Source organism: Micrococcus sp. SL257, assembly GCF_026625585.1.
In the GTDB taxonomy this organism is placed as follows: domain Bacteria; phylum Actinomycetota; class Actinomycetes; order Actinomycetales; family Micrococcaceae; genus Micrococcus; species Micrococcus luteus.
The window spans coordinates 2,061,596-2,081,064 of record NZ_CP113053.1 but is presented as its reverse complement, the minus strand read 5'-3'; the positions used below and the strand labels follow the sequence as shown (position 1 = coordinate 2,081,064).

Sequence of the window (19,469 nt, the reverse complement as noted above, 5' to 3'; positions counted from 1 at the left end):
TGGACATGGCACCCAGCGACGGCGCCCCCGCGCGCAACCAGGGTCTCGGCCGGATCATCGTCATGGTCTACGCGGTGTTCGCCCTCTCCGCGAGCGCGCGCAGCCTCTTCCAGATCCTCACGCAGTTCGACGCCGCCCCCGTGGCGTACACGCTCTCCGCGGTCGCGGCGGTCGTGTACATCGTGGCGACGTTCGCGCTCGCCCGCTCCGGCGCGCGCGCCTGGGCCGTGGCGCTGGGCGCCGTGCTCGTGGAGCTGGCCGGCGTGGTGGGCGTGGGCCTGTGGACCGTCCTGGATCCGGGGATGTTCGCCCACGACACCGTGTGGTCCCGGTTCGGCGCGGGCTACGGCTATGTGCCGCTCGTGCTGCCGGTGGTCGGCCTGATCTGGCTGCTGACGCACCGCCCCGCCCGCCCGGCCGAGGCGGGGGCGCTCTGATGCGGGTCTGGAACAGCCTGGACGAGGTCCCCACGGACCTGCCGCGCACCGTGGTCACCCTGGGCAACTTCGACGGCGTGCACCGCGGCCACCGGGAGGTGCTGCGCCGGGTCGTCGAGCTGGCGCGGGCCCGCGACGCCCTGGCCGTGGCCGTGACCTTCACCCCGCACCCGCGCGCCGTGCACCAGCCCGAGGTGCCCCACGTGGACATCATCAGCCCCGAGCAGCGGGTCGTCCTCCTGGAGGAGGCGGGTCTGGACGCGGTGCTCCTGCAGCGGTACACCCTCGAGTTCGCGGACCAGTCCCCGGAGGAGTTCGTCCGCGGCATGCTCGTGCACGGGCTGCATGCCGCCGTCGTGGTCGTGGGGCACGACGTGCGCTTCGGCCGGGGCAACACCGGCGACGTCGCGGAGATGGTGCGCCTGGGGGCCCGCTACGGCTTCGAGGTCGAGGCCGTCGAGGAGTTCCCCGCCGAGCACGGGGCCGAGCCGGAGCGCCGTTGCTCCTCGACGTGGGTGCGCGAGGCCCTGGCCGCGGGCGACGTCGCTCAGGCCGCGGCCGTGCTCGGCCGGCACCACGTGCTCGCCGGCGAGGTGGTGCACGGGTTCGCGCGCGGCCGCGAGCTCGGCTTCCCCACGGCGAACCTCGAGACGGATGTGCAGGGCATGATCCCGGCCGACGGCGTCTACGCCGGTTGGGTGCACGACGCGCACGGCGGCGTGTGGCCGGCCGCGATCTCCATCGGCTCGAACCCCACGTTCGAGGACGTCTCCCGCGTGGTGGAGGCGCACGTGATCGACCGCCATGACGAGCGGGTGGAGGACTTCGACCTGTACGGCCAGCACATCGAGGTCGAGTTCGTGGCCCGGCTGCGCGGGATGGTCGCCTACGAGGGCGTCGAGAAGCTCGTGGCGCAGATCACGCAGGACGTGGACGAGGCCCGGGCGATCCTGGCCACGACCCCCTCCGACCGGTGAGCGCCCCGGAGCCGGGCGCTCCCCCCGCTGTGCCGAACCTGCCGGGGCGCCCGGCCCGGGCCCGTCGGGCCGGGCCCAACCCCTTCGAGACCGGCGGGGAGCACTACGACGCCGTCCGCCCCTCCTACCCGGCCGCCGTGGTGGACCGCGTCCTGGCGGGCATCGCCGACGGCGCGGAGGTGGTGGAGCTCGGGGCCGGGACGGGACTGTTCACCCGGCTGCTCGCGGCCCGCCCGGCGGACCGGGTGCGGACGGTGACGGCCCTCGAGCCGTCGGCGTCGATGCGCGCCGTCCTGGAACGCGAGGTCGCGGCCGGCACGGGCGGGCGGGTGCGCGCCGTGCCGGGCACGGGCGAGGCCACGGGCCTGCCGGCGGCGAGCGCCGACGCCGTGGTGGCGGCCCAGGCATGGCACTGGATGGACCCGGCCGCGGCGAGCGCGGAGGCCGCACGGGTGCTGCGCCCGGGTGGGCGCCTGGCCGCGGTGTGGAACCAGCTCGACACGGCGGTGCCGTGGGTGCACCGTCTCACCCGGATCATGCACGCCGGGGACGTGCACGCCGCCCGGCCGGAGCAGCGCCGGTTCGCCGCCCCGTTCGGGGCGGAGGAGCACGCGCGCTGGGCGTGGACGCAGCCCATGACCGCGGCGGGGCTGCACGGACTCATGGCCTCGCGCTCGTACTGGCTGCGCGCGGACGAGCGGATCCGGTCCCGGATGACGGCCAACCTCGACTGGTACCTGCACGAGCACCTGGGCCATGCGGCGGACGCGGTCCTGCAGGTGCCCTACGTGACGGTGGCCTGGTGGGCGGCGCCGGTCAGGGGCGGGCGCCCACGGTGACCGGGACCGTCCGGGCGATCCCGGCCCGCCGCGCCTGCCAGAGCAGCAGCGCCGTGGCCACCGCGACCACCGCCACCGAGAGCAGCGTGGCCGCCGGGGAGCCGGCGGTCTCCGCGCCCACGTAGCTGTCCTCGACGGTGCCCACGAGCGTGCCGACGGCGATGATCACCACGTTGTTGACCACGTGGAGGGCGACGGCGGCCTCGAGCCCGCCCGTGCGCCACGTGAGCAGGACGGCGGCGACGGCGAACGCGGCGAGGTCCAGCAGGATCCACGGGTCGAGCGAGCCGTGGGCGAGCGAGAAGGTCGCCGCCGAGAGCACCGCGGTGACCGCGGCGGCCACGACCGGCCGGCGGATCCACGTGCCGACGGCCAGCAGCAGCCACCCGCGGAACAGGTACTCCTCGCCCGCGGCCTGGAACGGGGTGAGCACGAACGCCATGACGAGCAGCCAGACCCAGTCCTGCGCGCGCGGGGCCGTGGGGGCGCCGTCGAGGGCCCACGCGCCCAGCACGTAGGCGAGGAACAGCGGCGTCAGCACGACGACGCAGCGCGCCAGCCAGCGCCAGCGCACGCGGCCCTCGACCGAGTGGACGAAGCGGGCGGCGACGGGGTGGCCCAGCGCCACGGCCAGCAGCGCGACCCCGATCAGCGCGGCGAGCAGGAGGTTGTTCAGCAGCACCATGGGCGCGGAGTACAGGTCGAGGTCGGTCACGTCCGTCGGGTCGGCCGCGCCGAGCAGCGCGGGCCCGGACGTGGCGATCAGGGCGAGAGCGCCCAGCACGCCCCCGAGCACGAGGAGGCCCACCAGGCCGGCCAGCACGAGGCCGAAGGACGCGAGCGGGTTCCACCATCGGGCCCGCGGCGTGCGCAGCAGCGCGGGGTAGCCGTGGCCGATCAGCGGCAGATCCAGGGGCGGCGCGGGCGGCCGGAGGGGGAACGACGACGGGGCCGGGGAGTGGGGGACCGGTGGGGTGCTCACCGGGCCAGGGTAGGCGATGCGGTAGACTCGACCCTCGGCCTCCCTGCAGTCCGCGGTGGGGTGGGCCCCGCGTCGTCCGCCCCGGCGGGGCGCGGCCCGTGTTCGCGGTACCGAAGTGAAGGAGGCCCACCATGGCCCTGGATCCCGCTGTCAAGCAGCAGATCATCAAGGAGTACGCCACCCACGAGGGCGACACCGGTTCCCCCGAGGTGCAGATCGCGGTCCTGTCCCGCCGCATCAAGGACCTGACCGAGCACCTCAAGGAGCACAAGCACGACCACCACACCCGTCGCGGCCTGATGGCCCTGGTCGGTCGCCGTCGTCGCATGCTCGGCTACCTGCAGAAGGTCGACATCGAGCGCTACCGCGCGCTGATCGAGCGCCTCGGCCTGCGCAAGTGACCTGAGGAGGCGGCGCCGGAGCCCGCGGGAGACCCGCGAGCGCCGGCGCCGCCTTTCGTCTGCCCCCGGACGCACGTAGTGTGTCCCGGGGGAGAGATCGCCGCAGCCTGCGGCACTCCGGCGCGCCATGGCGCGCATCCCCGCATCATCGACACACCCGACGGCTCCGCGCCCATCGCTCGCGGTCCTCGACAGTGGCTCCCGGACCCCGCCGCACGGCGGGATGCCGAGGGCCTCGATCGAAGACCAGGGGGACAGGGACGCCTGCGGCGCCGTCCACCTGAAAGGAGGCCCTCATGGAGGGTCCTGAGATCACCTTCGCCGAGGCCGTCATCGACAACGGCTCGTACGGCAAGCGCACCGTCCGCTTCGAGACCGGGCGCCTCGCCCAGCAGGCCGCCGGCGCCGCCATGGTCTACATCGACGAGGAGACGTCGATGCTGTCCGCCACCACCGTCGGCAAGTCGCCCCGCGAGGGCTTCGACTTCTTCCCGCTGACCGTGGACGTCGAGGAGCGCATGTACGCCGCGGGCCGCATCCCCGGCTCGTTCTTCCGCCGCGAGGGCCGCCCGTCCACGGACGCGATCCTCACCTGCCGCCTGATCGACCGCCCGCTGCGCCCGGCGTTCGTCAAGGGCATCCGCAACGAGGTCCAGGTCGTCGTGACCGTCACCTCGATCGCCCCGGACGAGATCTACGACACGGTGGCCATCAACGCCGCCTCCCTGTCCACGCAGCTGTCCGGCCTGCCGTTCTCCGGTCCCATCGGCGGCGTGCGCATGGCCCTCATGGACGACGGCTCCGGCACGCGCCAGTGGGTCGCGTTCCCGAAGCACTCCCAGCTCGAGGGCGCCGTGTTCAACATGGCCGTGGCCGGCCGTGTGGTGGGCGACGACGTCGCCATCATGATGGTCGAGGCCGAGGCGACCCCGGACTCCTGGACCCTGGTCAAGGAGCGCGGCGCGCAGGCGCCCACCGAGGAGATCGTGGCCGAGGGCCTCGAGGCCGCCAAGCCCTTCATCCGCGCCCTGTGCGAGGCCCAGGCCGACCTGGTCAAGCGCGCCGGCAAGGACCCGGTGGACGTCCCCGTGTTCCAGGACTACCAGGACGACGCCTACGCCGCCGTCGAGAAGCTCGCCACGGACCGCCTGACCGAGATCTTCTCCATCGGCGACAAGCAGGAGCGCGAGTCGGCCTCGGACGCCTACCTGCTCGAGGTGCTCGAGGAGCTCGCCGGCGAGGGCAAGGACTTCGCCGAGCGCAAGGGCGAGATCGCCAAGGCCTACGGCTCCCTCACCAAGCAGATCGTGCGCCGCCGCATCCTCACCGACCAGGTGCGCATCGACGGCCGCGGCCTGACGGACATCCGCAAGCTGACCGCGGAGGTGGAGGTCCTGCCCCGCGTGCACGGCTCCGCCATCTTCGAGCGCGGCGAGACCCAGATCATGGGCGTCACCACGCTGAACATGCTCAAGATGGAGCAGCAGATCGACTCGTTGGCGCCGGAGACGGCCAAGCGGTACATGCACCACTACAACTTCCCGCCGTACTCCACCGGCGAGACCGGCCGCGTGGGCTCCCCGAAGCGCCGCGAGATCGGCCACGGCGCCCTCGCCGAGCGCGCCCTCGTGCCCGTGCTGCCGGCCCGCGAGGAGTTCCCCTACGCGATCCGCCAGGTCTCCGAGGCCCTCGGCTCCAACGGCTCGACGTCGATGGGCTCCGTCTGCGCCTCCACCCTGTCCCTGCTGAACGCGGGCGTGCCGCTGCGTGCGCCCGTGGCCGGCATCGCCATGGGCCTGGTCTCCGCCGAGGTGGACGGCCAGACCCAGTACGCGGCCCTGACCGACATCCTCGGCGCCGAGGACGCGTTCGGCGACATGGACTTCAAGGTGGCCGGCACCGCGGAGTTCGTCACCGCGATCCAGCTGGACACCAAGCTGGACGGCATCCCGGCCTCCGTGCTGGCCGCCGCCCTGACGCAGGCCCGCGAGGCGCGCCTGCACATCCTGTCCGTGCTGAACGCCGCCATCGACGCCCCGGACGAGATGGCCCCCACCGCCCCGCGGATCATCTCCGTGCGCATCCCGGTGGACAAGATCGGCGCGGTCATCGGCCCCAAGGGCGCCATGATCAACCAGATCCAGGACGACACGGGCGCGGACATCACCATCGAGGACGACGGCACCGTGCTGATCGGCGCCACCGACGGCGCCTCGGCCGAGGCCGCGCGCTCCGCGGTGAACGCGATCGCCAACCCGCAGGTCCCCGAGGTCGGTGAGCGCTACCTCGGCACCGTGGTGAAGCTGACCACGTTCGGCGGGTTCGTCTCGCTCACCCCGGGCAAGGACGGCCTGTTGCACATCTCCGAGCTGCGCAAGCTCAACGAGGGCAAGCGCGTGGACGACGTCGAGGACGTGCTCGGCGTGGGCCAGAAGGTCCAGGTCGAGATCACCAAGATCGACGACCGCGGCAAGCTGTCCCTCTCCCCGGTGGTGGCGGAGTCCGACGCCCTGGCCGAGACCGCGGACGCGATCGAGTCCTCGCAGATCGAGGCCTGATCCGCCCCGCCCGGCCCGGTGACCACGACGGCGCCGCACCCTCCCCGCGAGTGGTGCGGCGCCGTCGTCGCGCATGGGCGAGAATGGCCGTCATGAGTGTTCACCGTGAGATCCCCCTGGACTTCGACGGCGTGCTGGCGGACGAGGGCAACGGTTCCGTGGTGCGCCGCTCCGTGCTGCCCGGCGGCGTCCGCGTGCTCACCGAGGCCATGCCGGACCAGCGCTCGGTGACCATCGGCTACTGGGTGGCCGTCGGGTCCCGTGACGAGTCGCCCGAGGGCTACGGCGCCACGCACTTCCTCGAGCACCTGCTCTTCAAGGGCACTCCCACGCGCACCGCGATGGACATCGCGGCCGCCTTCGACCGCGTGGGCGGGGAGTCCAACGCCGGCACGGCCAAGGAGTCCACCGTCTACCACGCCCGCGTGCTGGACGAGGACCTGCCGATGGCCGTGGAGGTCCTCACGGACATGCTCACCTCCTCCCTGATCGACCCGGACGAGCTCGAGACCGAGCGCGGCGTGATCCTCGAGGAGCTCGCCATGGACGCGGACGACCCCGTGGACGTGGCCCACGAGAAGCTCGCCGAGGTCATGCTGGACGGCCACCCCCTCGGCCGGCCGATCGGCGGCACGCCCGAGACGATCCGGGCCGTCACCCGCGACCATGTGGTGGGGCACTACACGCACTGGTACCGCCCGGACGAGCTCGTCGTCACCGCCGCCGGCCACCTCGACCACGACGAGGTCTGCCGCCTCGTCCTCGCCGCCCTGCGCGCCTCGGGCTGGGAGCTCACCCAGGGGGCCCTGCCCGCCCCGCGTCGTGCCGTGGACACCGCCGGGGCCGCGGCCTCGCGGGTGCGGACCGGCACGCACACCGTCACCAAGGCGGTCGAGCAGGCCAACGTCCTCGTCGGCGGCCGCTCGCTGTCCACCACGGACCCGGACCGCTTCGCCCTGGGCGTCATGCAGTCCGTCCTGGGCGGGGGCATGTCCTCGCGGCTGTTCCAGGAGATCCGCGAGCGCCGCGGCCTGGCCTACAACACCTACTCGTTCTCCGCCGGGTACTCCGACGCCGGCTACTGGGGCCTGTACGCGGGCTGCCAGCCGGACCGGGTGGACGAGGTGGCCGCGCTGATGGAGGCCGAGCTGGACCGGATGGCCGAGGCCGACGTCACCGGGGAGGAGCTCGCGCGCGCCCACGGGCAGATCTGCGGCGGCACCGTGCTGGGCATGGAGTCCACGGGCGCCCGCATGTCCCGGCTGGGACGGGCCGAGCTGGTCACGGGGGAGTACGTGGACCTGGCGGCCTCCCTCGCCCGGGTCCGCGAGGTCGACGCCGGCCAGGTCCGGGCCGTGGCCGCGCGCCTGGCCGCGGGGGACCGGGCGCGCGTCGTCGTCGCCCCGGCCTGACCTCGGCCACGGCCGCCGGGGCGGGCCGCGTAGGCTGGAGGCCATGACCGAGACCCGCACCCCCTCCGCCGTGTCCGCTCCCGACGACGTCCCGCGCGTCGCGATCCTGGGCGCCCGTGGCCGCATGGGCCGCCACGCGGTGCCCGCGGTGCGAGCGGCCGAGGGGCTGAAGCTCGTGGCCGAGCTCGGCTCGCAGGACCGCCTGGACGCGGTGCTCGACGCCGGCGCCACGCACGTCCTGGACCTCACGGTGCCGGACGCCTCGCCTGAGAACGTGGCCTTCGCCGTGGAGCACGGGCTGCACACCGTGGTCGGCACGTCGGGCTGGGTGCCCGAGCGCCGCGAGCGCCTCGAGGCGCAGCTGGCTGAGCACCCGGGGGTGGGCGTGCTGATCGCCCCGAACTTCTCGGTCGGCTCGGTGCTGGCCTCGGCGTTCGCCGCGCAGGCGGCGCGGTACTTCGAGTCCGTCGAGCTCGTCGAGCTGCACCACCCGGACAAGGTGGACGCCCCGTCGGGCACGGCCGTGCGGACCGCCGAGCTCATCGGCGCGGCCCGGGACGCGGCCGGCGTGCCCATCTCCCCGGACGCCACCGAGCATGACCCGGACGGCGCGCGCGGCGCCGTCGTCCACGGCGTGCACGTGCACGCGGTGCGCCTGCGTGGCCTGGAGGCGCACCAGGAGGTGCTGCTGGGCGGGCCGGGTGAGCAGCTCGTGGTCCGGCACGACGCATTCGACCGCGGCGCCTACATGCCCGGCGTCGTCCTCGGCCTGCGGACCGTGGCCTCCCGCCCGGGTCTGACCTACGGACTGGATGGATACCTGGACCTTGGCTGAGCCCTCCCGCATCCCCGACGACGGCGCCGTGGGCCCGACCGAGCACGCCGCCCGTGCCCGCCGCTCGACCGTGATGAGCAAGGTGTGGGTCGGCTTCGTGTCCCTGCTCGTGCTGCTGTTCGCCGGGTTCGCCCTCAACGCGTCCGTCGCGCTGGTGCGCGCCCCGCAGCCGCTGGCCAAGGCGATCGGCGTGGGCGTCATCCTCGTGGTGCTGGTGACCGTGGCCGTCCTGGCCCGCGAGGTGTGGTTCGGGCGCCAGACCGAACGCCTGGCCGACCAGCTCGAGGCCGAGGGCGGGCTGCCGGAGGACGACCTGCCGCGCTCGCCCGGCGGCCGGATCGACCGGGAGGCCGCCGACGCCCAGTTCGACCTGTACCGCGTGGAGGCCGAGGCCGCACCGCGCGACTGGCGCGCCCGCTACCGCCTCGCCCTGGCCTACGACGCCTCGGGCGACCGCCGCCGCGCCCGCGAGGCGGCCCGGGAGGCCGTCCGCCTGCACCGCGCCGGCTGACGCGGCCCACGCCTCGCTCAACGCCCTGCGACGGCCCGTTCCCCACCCGCCCGGGAGAGCCGGGCCATCACGGCTTCGAGCGGACCCCGTCGGCCGCTGAGCTCGGCGGCCAGCCCGGCCGCGAGGCTCAGCACGACGAGGGCGGCGAGCAGTGCCCCGTCGGCCGGGTCGAGTCCGGTCGCGTCCACGAGCGCGAGCACCACGAGGTGCCCCACGTAGAGCGTGAGCGGGATGCGCCCCGCACCCACGAGCGGGCGCAGCGCGGCGTGCCCGACCAGCGGCCGGGCCAGCAGGCAGGCGCCCAGCACGGCGCAGGCCCAGCCCGCCGCAAACACGGCGGCCACCACGGACCCGGAGTGCGGGGTCGGCAGGGCGAGCCACAGCGGATCCGGGATCAGCAGCGCGAGCCGCGGCTCGCCCGTGCGCAGCGTGAGCGCCGTCTCGACCGGGTCCGTGCCGATCGCCGCGGCGACCCGCCCGACCGTGCCCGGAGCCCGCAGCACCGCCGCACCGACGACGCCGGCCGCCGCCCACGCCGCGGCCCCGCCGCCGAGGATCCCGGCGGCCACGCGGGGCCGGTCCAGCGGCAGCCGCCCCAGGGCCAGCCCCAGCACGAGGAACGCGCCCCAGGACAGGACGGGGTAGTAGCCCGTGAGCGTCAGATCGGCCAGCAGCAGCCCGGGACGCAGCAGGTCCGCGGGGCCGGGGGAGAGCCAGAGCCGCCCGCCCACGAAGAACTCCTGGCGCCCCACGACGGCCTGCACGGCCGCGACCACCGCGAACACCAGCACCGGCCCGAGCACGAGCCACGCCCCCGCGATCACCCCCAGGGTGCGGGCACGCAGGCCCAGCAGGGGCAGCGCGAGCAGGAAGAGCAGGGCGTAGTGGCACAGGATGACGGCCACGGGGACCCCGAGCGTCCCGCACGCGAGCCCGAGCACGAACAGCAGGCCCGCGCGTCGGGCGATCCGGCGGCGCAGCGTCGCGCGCCGGGCCCCCGTGGCCGGCGTCGCGCCCCCCGTGGACAGGGCCAGCCCGACGCCGGCCAGCAGGACGAACAGCACCGAGGCGCGTCCGGCGAAGGACAGGAACGCCGGGTGCGGCGCCCCGTCCGCCGTCGCCGGGTCGAGGACGTGGACGGTGATCATGCCGAGCAGGGCGATTCCGCGGGCCGCGTCGACGCCGGGCAGCCGGCGACGCGCGGGCCGGTCCGGGCGGACGGCGGCGGGGGGCGGGGCGGGACGCAGGGCGGGCTCCTCTCGAGTCGCCGCGCGTCGCGGAGGGGCCACGGACGGCGCGGGCCCCCAGTCTCGCAGGTAGGGTGGGGCCCATGAGTGCCGTCCGTTCCGCCGTCATCCCCTCCGAGCTGCTCTTCGGCACGGTCGTGCCCGCCATGGTCACCCCCATGACGGACGAGGGCGCCGTGGACCTCGAGGCGGCCGCCGCGCTGGCCGAGCACCTGGTGGACCGCGGGGCCGACGGCCTCGTGGTCACCGGCACCACCGGCGAGACCTCCACGCTCACGGACGACGAGAACGTGGCGATGTTCCGCACCGTCGTCGAGGCCGTGGGGGACCGCGCCAGGGTCGTGGCCGGCACCGGCACCAACGACACGGCGCACACCCTCGAGCTGTCCCGCCGCGCGGCCGAGACGGGCGTGGACGGGCTGCTGCTCGTCACCCCGTACTACAACAAGCCCAACCAGGCCGGCATCCGCGCGCACTTCGAGGCCGTGGCCGACGGCGTGGACCTGCCGATCATGCTCTACGACATCCCGGGCCGCTCCGTGATGCCGATCGAGCCCGAGACGATCATCGCGCTCGCGCAGCACCCCAACATCCGTGCGCTCAAGGACGCGAAGGGGGACCTGCAGTCCACCACCACCGTCCTGGCGCACACAGACCTCGACCTCTACTCCGGCGACGACGGCGCGACCCTGCCGCTCATGGCGCTCGGCGCCGTCGGGGTCGTCTCGGTGGCCGCGCACGCGGCCCCCGAGCTGTACCGCCAGCTCGTGGACGCCGTCCACGCCGGCGACCTGGCCGGTGCCCGTGATCACCACTTCGCGCTGGACCCCGTCCAGCGCGGCATCATGACCCACGTCCAGGGCGCGGTGGCCGCGAAGGCCGTCCTCGCCGCCCAGGGCGTCATCCCGTCCGCAGCCGTGCGGCTGCCCCTCGTCCAGGCCACGCCGGACGAGCTCTCCGTCATCCGAGCCGACCTCGCGGAGGCCGGCATCACCTTCTAGAAGGGACCCGTTCCATGACCGCAGGCACCCGCCTGTCCACCCCGCCCAAGCTCAAGCGGGGCACCTGCCGCATCGTCCAGCTGGGCGGCCTCGAGGAGGTCGGCCGCAACATGGTCACCTTCGAGATCGACGGCAAGATCCTCATCGTCGACTGCGGCGTCCTCTTCCCCGAGGAGCACCAGCCCGGCGTCGACCTGATCCTGCCGGACTTCGACTACATCCGGGACCGCGTGGACGACGTCGTCGGCATCGTCCTGACCCACGGCCACGAGGACCACATCGGTGCCGTGCCGTACCTGCTGCGCCTGCGCGACGACATCCCCGTGATCGGCTCCAAGCTGACCCTCGCCCTGATCGAGGCCAAGCTCGAGGAGCACCGGATCAAGCCGCGCACCCGCGTGGTCAAGGAAGACGACATCGTCGAGTTCGGCCCGTTCGAGTGCGAGTTCGTGGCCGTGAACCACTCGATCCCGGACGCGCTCGCCGTCGCCATCCACACGGACGCCGGCACCATCCTGCACACCGGCGACTTCAAGATGGACCAGCTGCCGCTCGACGGCCGCATCACGGACCTGCGCGCCTTCGCCCGTCTCGGCGAGGAGGGCGTGGACCTGTTCATGACCGACTCCACGAACGCCGAGGTCCCGGGGTTCACCACCACGGAGGCGGAGATCGGCCCCACCCTCGAGCGCTACTTCGCCACGGCGAAGCGCCGCATCGTGGTGGCCTCGTTCTCCTCCCACGTGCACCGCGTCCAGCAGGTCCTCGACGCCGCCCACAAGCACGGTCGCAAGGTGGCCTTCGGCGGGCGCTCCATGATCCGCAACATGACCATCGCGGCGAAGCTCGGCTACCTCAACGTGCCGAACGGGATCCTCGTGGACATCCGCAAGGTGGACAAGTACCGCGACGACGAGATCGTGCTCATGGTCACCGGCTCCCAGGGCGAGCCGATGGCGGCCCTGTCCCGCATGGCCAACGGGGACCACCAGGTGCAGCTGGAGGAGGGCGACCTCGTCGTGCTGGCCTCCTCCCTGATCCCGGGCAACGAGAACTCCGTGTTCCGCGTGATCAACGGGCTCATGAAGCTCGGCGCGACCGTGGTGCACAAGGGCATGGCCAAGGTGCACGTCTCCGGCCACGCCTCCGAGGGCGAGCTGCTGTACTGCTACAACATCGTCGAGCCCGAGTTCGTGATGCCGGTGCACGGCGAGACCCGCCACCTGATCGCCAACGGCCGGATCGCGGAGAAGACCGGCGTGCCGGCCGAGAACGTCATCCTGGCCGGCAACGGCACCGTGGTGGACATGACCGACGGCCTCGTGAAGGTCGTCGGCGAGGTGGAGTGCGGCTACGTGTACGTGGACGGCTCCTCCGTGGGCGAGATCTCCGACTCGGACCTCAAGGACCGCCGTGTCCTGGGCGAGGAGGGCTTCATCTCGATCATCACCGTGGTCAACCGGCAGACCGGCACGATCGTGTCCGGCCCGGACGTCCACGCCCGCGGCGTCGCCGAGGACGAGAAGGTGTTCGAGGAGATCAAGCCGAAGATCGTCCGGGCGCTCGAGGAGGCCGTGCAGTCCAGCAAGGACCACACCGCCCACCAGCTCCAGCAGGTGGTCCGCCGGACCGTCGGCACGTGGGTCAACCGCAAGCTGCGCCGCCGCCCGATGATCATCCCGGTGGTCCTGGAGGCCTGACCCCTCCGGGTCGCCATGCCTGCCGTGTCCGCGGTTCGCGGTAGTTTGGTGGGCATGGCGACCCGTACTTCCCCCACGCGTTCGTCGTCCTCCTCCGCCACGTCCCGCTCCGGCTCCGCCGGACGCCGAGGCTCCGGACGGAAGGGGTCGACCGCGACCGTCCCCGAGGCCGACCGGCCCGCCGCGCCCCTGCGCGCCCTGCACACCCTGTGGATGGGGTTGGCCACACCGGTCGGCGCGGGCTTCCGCAAGCTCGGCCCGGACGTGCGCATCGACCGCGAGGAACGCCGTGACGGCACCGGCCTGCTCCTGCTGCTGCTCGCCGCGCTGATCGCGGCCGTGGAGTGGTGGGGCCTGCGCGGCACCGCCGTCGGCCGCGTGGTGCACGGGGTGGTGGGCGGCACCGTCGGGTGGTTCGCCCTCCTGGTGCCGATCGCCCTGCTCGTCGTGGCCGTGCGCTGCTTCCGCCACGCCACGGACCATCGCGCCAACGGGCGCATCATCATCGGCCTGCTCATGGCCACGGTCGCCGGCTCCGGCATCGCCCACCTCGTGGGCGGCGTGCCCTCGGCCGCCGAGGCCTTCGAGGACATGCTCGGCGCCGGGGGCATGGTCGGCTACCTGGCGACGGCGCCGCTGGCCTCCCTGCTGACACCCGTGCCCGTCTGGGTCCTCATGATCCTGCTGGCCTTCTTCTCGGTGCTCGTGCTCACCGCGACGCCCGTCGGCTCGATCCCGCAGCGGATCGCGGGCGGCTACGACTGGCTCACGGGCCAGGACCCCGAGGGTGCCTCCGAGCAGCGGGCCGCCCGCCGTGCCGAGCGGCGCCGGGCCCGGGAGGAGCGCCGCGAGGCCGAGGACCTCGCCACCCCGCTCTCCGTGGATGCGGAGACCGGGCGCACCCACCCGGACCACGACCAGTCCTACCTGGACGGCCCGGCCGCCGGCGCCCACGCCGCCGGGGCCTCCCGCCCCGGCCTGTTCGCGCGCCTGTTCGGCGGGCGCCGGGCACGCGAGGAGCAGGCCGCCGACGCCGCCCCGGAGCACACCGCCGGCACCGCCTACGACTCCCCGGTGATCCACGAGGCCGAGGCCGGCTCCCACGCCGCCCCCGAGGCGGAGACCACCCAGGTCCTGCCCCGGCCCGCCCCCCGGCGAGCCGCTCGCGGGGAGCAGGGCGTGTTCGACGCCGAGCAGGCCGCCGCGGACGCGCGGGACGCGGGCCGGGACGCCTCGGACGACTTCGACCCGTGGGTGGACGAGGACGACGCGCCCGAGGACGCGGACGCCGAGCCGCAGCCGCCCGCCGGAGTGCGCCGGCCCACGGCCGCGGACCGTGCCCTCGAGCAGGTCCGCGAGCATGCCCGCGCCCAGCGCGAGGCCGCCGCCCCGGCCGCCGCGCGCCAGGAGGGGGACGCGGGGGAGGACACCCCGTTCGCCCTGGACGACGCCCCAGGTCAGGGCTCCGGGGCCGCCGTGCCGTCGTCGTCCTCCGCCGTGCCCGCCAGCACCCCCGCGCCGGTGCCGCCGGTGACCGCCGAGCCGGCCCGCGGCACCCAGTCCGAGCTGGGCGGGGACGTGTCCTACACGCTGCCGCAGTCGGCCCTGCTCCCGGCCGGGCCCCAGCCGAAGGAGCGCTCCGAGGCCAACGACCGGGTTGTCGCCGCGCTGACCACCACGTTCACCGAGTTCAAGGTGGACGCCCAGGTCACTGGGTTCTCCCGCGGGCCGACGGTGACGCGCTACGAGGTCGAGGTCGCCCCCGGCACCAAGGTGGAGAAGGTGACGGCGCTGGAGAAGAACATCGCGTACGCGGTGGCCTCCTCGGACGTGCGGATCCTCAGCCCCATCCCGGGCAAGCGCGCGATCGGCATCGAGATCCCCAACACGGACAAGGAGGTCGTGGCCCTCGGCGACGTCCTGCGCTCGCAGGCCGCCCAGCGCACCGACCACCCGATGGTGATGGGCGTCGGCAAGGACGTGGAGGGCGGCTACGTGGTGGCCAACCTCGCGAAGATGCCCCACATGCTCGTGGCGGGCGCCACCGGCGCCGGCAAGTCCTCGTTCGTGAACTCGATGATCACCTCGATCCTCATGCGCTCCACCCCGGACGAGGTGCGCATGGTGATGGTGGACCCCAAGCGCGTCGAGCTCACCGCGTACGAGGGCGTGCCCCACCTGGTCACCCCGATCATCACGAGCCCGAAGAAGGCGGCCGAGGCGCTGCAGTGGGTCGTCAAGGAGATGGACACCCGCTACGACGACCTCGCGGCGTTCGGCTACAAGCACGTGGACGACTTCAACAAGGCCGTCCGGGCCGGCCAGGTGAAGCTGCCGCCGGACTCCAAGCGCGTGCTGCGCCCGTACCCGTACCTGCTGGTCATCGTGGATGAGCTCGCGGACCTGATGATGGTCGCCCCGCGCGACGTCGAGGACGCGATCGTGCGCATCACCCAGCTGGCCCGTGCGGCCGGCATCCACCTCGTGCTCGCCACGCAGCGGCCGTCCGTGGACGTGGTCACGGGCCTGATCAAGGCCAACGTGCCCTCGCGCATGGCGTTCGCGACGTCGTCGGTCACGGACTCGCGCGTGGTCCTGGACCAGCCCGGCGCGGAGAAGCTGCTCGGCCAGGGCGACGCGCTGTTCCTGCCGATGGGCAAGTCCAAGCCCATGCGCGTGCAGGGGGCGTGGGTCAACGAGTCCGAGATCCACGCCGTCGTGGAGCACGTGAAGTCGCAGATGCAGGTCCAGTACCGCGAGGACGTGATCCCCGAGAAGACCGAGAAGGTCATCGACGAGGACATCGGCGACGATCTGGACCTGCTCCTGCAGGCCGTCGAACTCGTGGTCACCACGCAGTTCGGCTCCACGTCCATGCTGCAGCGCAAGCTGCGGGTGGGCTTCGCGAAGGCCGGCCGCCTCATGGACCTCATGGAGTCCCGCGGCGTCGTGGGCCCCTCCGAGGGCTCCAAGGCCCGCGACGTGCTGGTCAAGCCCGACGACCTCGCGGACGTGCTCGCCACCATCTCCGGAGACACCCCGCCCTCGGCCACCTCCGGCGACGGCGACGCCTCGGCGTCGGCCGGTCCGCGCGACCTGGTGCAGGAGGATCTGGACTCGCGCCCGGCCGCCGTGGACTGGAACGATGAGGACGACGACGAGGGATCGGAGGACGCGTGGCAGCTGACGGGCAGATGAGCACGGCGGGTGGGGCGCAGCACGTGTCCGCCTGGAACCTGCCGAACATCCTGACCTCGGTGCGCATCCTGATGGTGCCCTTCTTCGCCTGGGCGCTGTGGGCCGGCGGGCCGTGGGGCGGCGACTCGCTCGTCGCCCGCTGGGTCGCGCTGGCGCTGTTCGCGGCGGCCATGTACACCGACAAGCTCGACGGGGACATCGCCCGCGCCCGCGGGTTGATCACCGACTTCGGCAAGATCGCGGACCCCATCGCGGACAAGCTGCTCACGGGCACGGCCCTCGTGCTGTTCTCCCTGCTGGGCGAGCTGTGGTGGTGGGTGACCATCGTGATCCTGGTGCGTGAATGGGGCATCACCCTGATGCGCTTCGTGGTGATCCGCTACGGCGTGATGCCGGCCGGCCGCGGCGGCAAGCTCAAGACCGTGCTGCAGACCGTGGGCATCGGCCTGCTGCTCCTGCCCCTGGCCCCGCTCGTGGGCGGCTGGTGGCCGTGGGCCGGATGGGTGGTCATCGGGGCCGCCACCGTGCTGACGGTGCTGACCGGTCTGGAGTACGTCAAGGACGCGTGGGTCCTGCGGCGGGACGCGCTCGCCGCCCAGCGGGGGGCCTGAGGCGATGACCATGGCGGCGGCCCGGGACGTGGTGCACGCGCTCGCGGACGCGGGCCTCACGGTGGCGACGGGGGAGTCCCTCACCGCCGGTCTGGTGGCCGCGCGCCTGGCCGACGTCCCCGGGGCGTCGGCCGTGCTGCACGGGGGCGTGGTGGCCTACCAGAACGCCGTGAAGACCGGCCTGCTGGGTGTGCCGGAGGACCTGCTCGCGCGGGTCGGGGCGGTGGACGCGGACGTGGCCCGGCGGATGGCCCTCGGCGCCCGGGCGGCCCTGGGCGCCGACGTCGGTGTGGCCACCACGGGCGTCGCCGGGCCCGAGCCGCACCAGGGCCAGCCGGTGGGCACCGTGTGGCTCGGCCTGGCCGTGCCCGACGCGGACGCGAGCGCGCTGGACGTGTTCGGCGGCGAGCGCGACGGCGCGGCCACCGCGATCCTCCTCCGGCTCGACGGCGACCGGGCCGCGATCCGGGAGGCCACCGTCGCCGCGGCGCTGCAGGCCCTGACGCGCCTGCTCGCCGGCCGCGGCCACTGAGGCTGCATGGGGGCGCCGACCGACCCGCCTCGGCGCCCCGTCCCTGGTGCCGGCCCGCCCCGCCGCGTAGGTTCGGCGCGATGGAGACCGCATCGCCTCCCACCCCGCCCGAGCATGCGCCGCAGGACGGCGACGACGCCCCGGGCCCCCGCGTCATCGGCCTCGTGGCCGACCCGGGCACCCCGTGGGCCCTCGTGCGCCGCATCGCCGGGGATGTCGAGGACCGGCTCGACGACCGCCTGCCGCAGCCCGGCGGCTGGCGGGTCGAGACACGGCAGGAGTCGCTGCCGGTCGGTGCGACCGGGGGCATGGTCCTGGAGGAGCCGGTCCGCTCACTCGCGGACGGGCAGGGATGGGACACGGTGGTCGCCGTCGTCGACCTGCCCCGGTTCGACGACCGGCGCGGCGTGGTGGCGGACGTCGTGCCGCAGCTGCGGGTCGGCGTCGTGTGCGTCCCGGCGCTGGGGGTCATCACCCCGGCCCGCCGGCTGCGGGAGACGGTGCTGCGGATCGTCGAGCACATCGACACCGCCCCGCACGTGGACCCGCCGGACGGGGAGCTGGACGTGCAGTCCTCCGACGAGTCCGGCGAGGTGGAGGAGGACGGCGGCCGGTCCCCGGCGGACGAGCCTCCCGAGCCCGACACGGCCGCGCTGCGGGGCATCGCCCCACTGGGCGACGTCGACGCGGACGTGACCACGACCACCGGGATGGGCGGCGGGTCCCGGCGCACGTCCACGGTGTACGTGAAGGGCTGGACGGGCACGCTGCGCCTGCTGGCCGGGATGGTGATGGCCAACCGGCCGCTGCTCATGCCGCGGGACATGACGTTCACGATCGCCTCGGCCAGCGCGGCCGGTGCCTACGGCGTGTTCTTCGGCTCCATCTGGGTGCTCTCCAGCGTGATGTCTCCGGGGCGGCTCGCGGCGGTCAGCGTGCTGTCCGTGGTGTTGCTGGTGGCGTGGCTGGTCACCACGAACGGTCTGTGGACGCACGGTGCGGCCCACCGGCACAGCTCGCGACTGGACAACCTCTCCACCGTGCTCACCGTGGGCCTGGCCTGCACCGTCGTCTACGTGCTGCTCTTCGTGACGCTGCTGCTGGTCGCGCTCATGATCATCCCCGTGGAGTATCTGGGGGAGGAGCTCGAGCAGCCCAGCGGTGTGGGCGACTACGTCCGGCTCGTGTGGCTGGCGGCGTCGATGGGCACGATGGCCGGGGCCGTCGGATCGAGCCTGGACGACTCCGAGCGCATCCGGAACGCCACGTACTCCCTGCGGGAACGGCATCGGCGCTCGGAGCGGCACGGGGGCGACGGGGCCGCGGAACGCCCGAGGGAGGGGGAGGCCGTGCCTCGGGAATGAACGCGACCCCGCCCGACGTTGAATGTAATGAGTCAAGAAGAGTGCCTCGCGGGATCAGGCCCGCGGCCCGGTGCCTTCAGGAAAAGTCCAGGAGCAGGCGATAGACATGATGCGACATCCCGTCCATTCCCACGGAATCACGCGCTGGGTCGATGACCAGCCCCGTCCCCGCGCGGCCGCCCCCGACATCAAGGAGCGCAGCATGCCCCTCCTCCGCCACGAGATCGGCGACGTCCTGCGCGACGTCCGGCAGCTCCAGGGCCGCACCCTGCGCGAGGTCTCGCACGATGCCCGTGTCTCGCTCGGCTACCTGTCGGAGGTGGAGCGCGGCCAGAAGGAGGCCTCCTCCGAGCTGCTGGCCTCGATCTGCCAGGCGCTGGACATCCCGCTGTCCTACCTGCTGCGGGAGGTCTCGGACCGGCTCGTGGAGCAGGAGGGCATGGTCGTCCCGGACACCCTGCCGGACGACCTCACGGACCCCAGCCTGGGCTCGCTGGCCGGCCGCTGACCCCGCCACACCCACGGCGCGGGCGCCCCGTCTCGGGGCGCCCGCGCCGTCTGCGTCCCCGTCCCTGACCCCGCGACCGACCACAGAGAGGACCGCCCGTGCGCGAGAGCGAGTTCCGCCGGCTGATGGACGAGGAGTTCGGCCCCGCCCGGGCCGGCCTCGTGGCCGACTCCCTGCACCTGCCCGGCCTGGACACCACCGCGACGGCGGCGCTCGCCGCCGGCGTGGACCCGCGGCGGGTCTGGCTGGCGGTCTGCGACCTGCATGAGATCCCGCAGGAGCGGCGTCTCGGTCGGGACGTGCCGCCGAAACGCTGACGCCGCGACGCGCTGGCGGGGCACTGCCCCTGTTCGAAC

The 19,469-nt window shown here is 73.8% G+C and carries 18 protein-coding genes; 16 read left to right on the top strand and 2 right to left on the bottom strand.

From position 1 onward, the window contains the following. Positions 1-5 precede the first annotated feature (5 nt). Genes OVA32_RS09630 through OVA32_RS09620 form a run of 3 tightly spaced genes read left to right on the top strand, consistent with a single transcriptional unit; the run spans position 6 to position 2,253 of the window. Positions 6-437, top strand: a complete 432-nt coding sequence (locus OVA32_RS09630) for a hypothetical protein (protein WP_036314984.1) — start codon at positions 6-8, stop codon at positions 435-437. Further along, a complete protein-coding gene (locus tag OVA32_RS09625) occupies positions 437-1,414 on the top strand; it encodes a bifunctional riboflavin kinase/FAD synthetase (protein WP_036314988.1) in 978 nt (325 codons plus the stop codon). The genes OVA32_RS09630 and OVA32_RS09625 overlap by 1 nt, the downstream gene beginning before the upstream one ends. Further along, entirely contained in the window at positions 1,411-2,253 is an 843-nt protein-coding gene (locus OVA32_RS09620; protein WP_060974128.1) for a class I SAM-dependent methyltransferase, read from the top strand. Before OVA32_RS09625 ends, OVA32_RS09620 begins: the two co-directional genes overlap by 4 nt. Here OVA32_RS09620 and OVA32_RS09615 read toward each other — a convergent pair. After that, positions 2,231-3,235 carry a CPBP family intramembrane glutamic endopeptidase gene (locus tag OVA32_RS09615; RefSeq protein ID WP_044658601.1) on the bottom strand — a complete coding sequence of 335 codons (1,005 nt, stop codon included), beginning with the start codon at positions 3,233-3,235 and terminating at the stop codon, positions 2,231-2,233. The genes OVA32_RS09620 and OVA32_RS09615 overlap by 23 nt on opposite strands. A gap of 131 nt (positions 3,236-3,366) precedes the next feature. On the opposite strand from OVA32_RS09615, the gene rpsO reads away from it, so the two are divergent. The 5 genes from rpsO to OVA32_RS09590 all read left to right on the top strand — a co-directional run bounded on the left by rpsO (position 3,367) and on the right by OVA32_RS09590 (position 8,952). After that, positions 3,367-3,636, top strand: a complete 270-nt coding sequence (gene rpsO, locus OVA32_RS09610; protein WP_017488396.1) for a 30S ribosomal protein S15 — start codon at positions 3,367-3,369, stop codon at positions 3,634-3,636. A gap of 296 nt (positions 3,637-3,932) precedes the next feature. Beyond that, on the top strand, positions 3,933-6,194 hold the full coding sequence (locus OVA32_RS09605) for a polyribonucleotide nucleotidyltransferase (protein WP_036315001.1): 2,262 nt from the start codon (positions 3,933-3,935) through the stop codon (positions 6,192-6,194). Positions 6,195-6,277: 83 nt separating this feature from the next. Next, positions 6,278-7,606 (top strand): M16 family metallopeptidase, encoded by a 1,329-nt coding sequence (locus OVA32_RS09600; protein WP_036315003.1) that lies wholly within the window; start codon positions 6,278-6,280, stop codon positions 7,604-7,606. Positions 7,607-7,649: 43 nt separating this feature from the next. Beyond that, positions 7,650-8,441, top strand: coding sequence for a 4-hydroxy-tetrahydrodipicolinate reductase (gene dapB / locus OVA32_RS09595; RefSeq protein ID WP_060973493.1), 792 nt, complete (start codon positions 7,650-7,652; stop codon positions 8,439-8,441). Continuing rightward, positions 8,434-8,952 carry a hypothetical protein gene (locus tag OVA32_RS09590; protein ID WP_060973492.1) on the top strand — a complete coding sequence of 173 codons (519 nt, stop codon included), beginning with the start codon at positions 8,434-8,436 and terminating at the stop codon, positions 8,950-8,952. Before dapB ends, OVA32_RS09590 begins: the two co-directional genes overlap by 8 nt. Before the next feature lie 17 nt (positions 8,953-8,969). Here OVA32_RS09590 and OVA32_RS09585 read toward each other — a convergent pair whose 3' ends face one another. Continuing rightward, the gene (locus tag OVA32_RS09585; RefSeq protein WP_101967144.1) at positions 8,970-10,241 is read right to left on the bottom strand and encodes a heparan-alpha-glucosaminide N-acetyltransferase domain-containing protein; all 1,272 of its coding nucleotides are present in this window, start codon (positions 10,239-10,241) and stop codon (positions 8,970-8,972) included. 41 nt (positions 10,242-10,282) lie between these two features. On the opposite strand from OVA32_RS09585, the gene dapA reads away from it, so the two are divergent. The 8 genes from dapA to OVA32_RS09545 all read left to right on the top strand — a co-directional run bounded on the left by dapA (position 10,283) and on the right by OVA32_RS09545 (position 19,430). Next, on the top strand, positions 10,283-11,200 hold the full coding sequence (gene dapA, locus OVA32_RS09580) for a 4-hydroxy-tetrahydrodipicolinate synthase (RefSeq protein ID WP_036384223.1): 918 nt from the start codon (positions 10,283-10,285) through the stop codon (positions 11,198-11,200). Positions 11,201-11,214: 14 nt separating this feature from the next. After that, positions 11,215-12,900, top strand: coding sequence for a ribonuclease J (locus OVA32_RS09575; protein ID WP_002856517.1), 1,686 nt, complete (start codon positions 11,215-11,217; stop codon positions 12,898-12,900). Between the two features lie 54 nt (positions 12,901-12,954). Beyond that, positions 12,955-16,098: an FtsK/SpoIIIE family DNA translocase gene (locus OVA32_RS09570; protein ID WP_101967145.1), complete on the top strand. Its 3,144-nt coding sequence runs from the start codon at positions 12,955-12,957 to the stop codon at positions 16,096-16,098. Then, positions 16,095-16,709: a CDP-alcohol phosphatidyltransferase family protein gene (locus tag OVA32_RS09565; RefSeq protein ID WP_060974316.1), complete on the top strand. Its 615-nt coding sequence runs from the start codon at positions 16,095-16,097 to the stop codon at positions 16,707-16,709. Before OVA32_RS09570 ends, OVA32_RS09565 begins: the two co-directional genes overlap by 4 nt. Positions 16,710-16,719: 10 nt before the next feature. Then, a complete protein-coding gene (locus OVA32_RS09560; protein WP_170721021.1) occupies positions 16,720-17,241 on the top strand; it encodes a CinA family protein in 522 nt (173 codons plus the stop codon). Between the two features lie 80 nt (positions 17,242-17,321). Next, positions 17,322-18,605 (top strand): hypothetical protein, encoded by a 1,284-nt coding sequence (locus OVA32_RS09555; RefSeq protein WP_101967146.1) that lies wholly within the window; start codon positions 17,322-17,324, stop codon positions 18,603-18,605. A gap of 106 nt (positions 18,606-18,711) precedes the next feature. After that, entirely contained in the window at positions 18,712-19,113 is a 402-nt protein-coding gene (locus tag OVA32_RS09550; protein ID WP_036315027.1) for a helix-turn-helix domain-containing protein, read from the top strand. 98 nt (positions 19,114-19,211) lie between these two features. After that, entirely contained in the window at positions 19,212-19,430 is a 219-nt protein-coding gene (locus OVA32_RS09545; protein ID WP_002856506.1) for a DUF3046 domain-containing protein, read from the top strand. Positions 19,431-19,469: the final 39 nt, after the last annotated feature.

Excerpts from the sequence above, each read along its gene's own strand:
- OVA32_RS09630 (WP_036314984.1), top strand. The coding sequence starts at position 6 with ATGGCACCCAGCGACGGCGCCCCCGCGCGCAACCAGGGTCTCGGCCGG.
- OVA32_RS09625 (WP_036314988.1), top strand. The coding sequence starts at position 437 with ATGCGGGTCTGGAACAGCCTGGACGAGGTCCCCACGGACCTGCCGCGC.
- rpsO (WP_017488396.1), top strand. The coding sequence starts at position 3,367 with ATGGCCCTGGATCCCGCTGTCAAGCAGCAGATCATCAAGGAGTACGCC.
- OVA32_RS09605 (WP_036315001.1), top strand. The coding sequence starts at position 3,933 with ATGGAGGGTCCTGAGATCACCTTCGCCGAGGCCGTCATCGACAACGGC.
- OVA32_RS09600 (WP_036315003.1), top strand. The coding sequence starts at position 6,278 with ATGGCCGTCATGAGTGTTCACCGTGAGATCCCCCTGGACTTCGACGGC.
- dapB (WP_060973493.1), top strand. The coding sequence starts at position 7,650 with ATGACCGAGACCCGCACCCCCTCCGCCGTGTCCGCTCCCGACGACGTC.
- dapA (WP_036384223.1), top strand. The coding sequence starts at position 10,283 with ATGAGTGCCGTCCGTTCCGCCGTCATCCCCTCCGAGCTGCTCTTCGGC.
- OVA32_RS09575 (WP_002856517.1), top strand. The coding sequence starts at position 11,215 with ATGACCGCAGGCACCCGCCTGTCCACCCCGCCCAAGCTCAAGCGGGGC.
- OVA32_RS09570 (WP_101967145.1), top strand. The coding sequence starts at position 12,955 with ATGGCGACCCGTACTTCCCCCACGCGTTCGTCGTCCTCCTCCGCCACG.
- OVA32_RS09565 (WP_060974316.1), top strand. The coding sequence starts at position 16,095 with ATGAGCACGGCGGGTGGGGCGCAGCACGTGTCCGCCTGGAACCTGCCG.
- OVA32_RS09560 (WP_170721021.1), top strand. The coding sequence starts at position 16,720 with ATGGCGGCGGCCCGGGACGTGGTGCACGCGCTCGCGGACGCGGGCCTC.
- OVA32_RS09555 (WP_101967146.1), top strand. The coding sequence starts at position 17,322 with ATGGAGACCGCATCGCCTCCCACCCCGCCCGAGCATGCGCCGCAGGAC.
- OVA32_RS09550 (WP_036315027.1), top strand. The coding sequence starts at position 18,712 with ATGATGCGACATCCCGTCCATTCCCACGGAATCACGCGCTGGGTCGAT.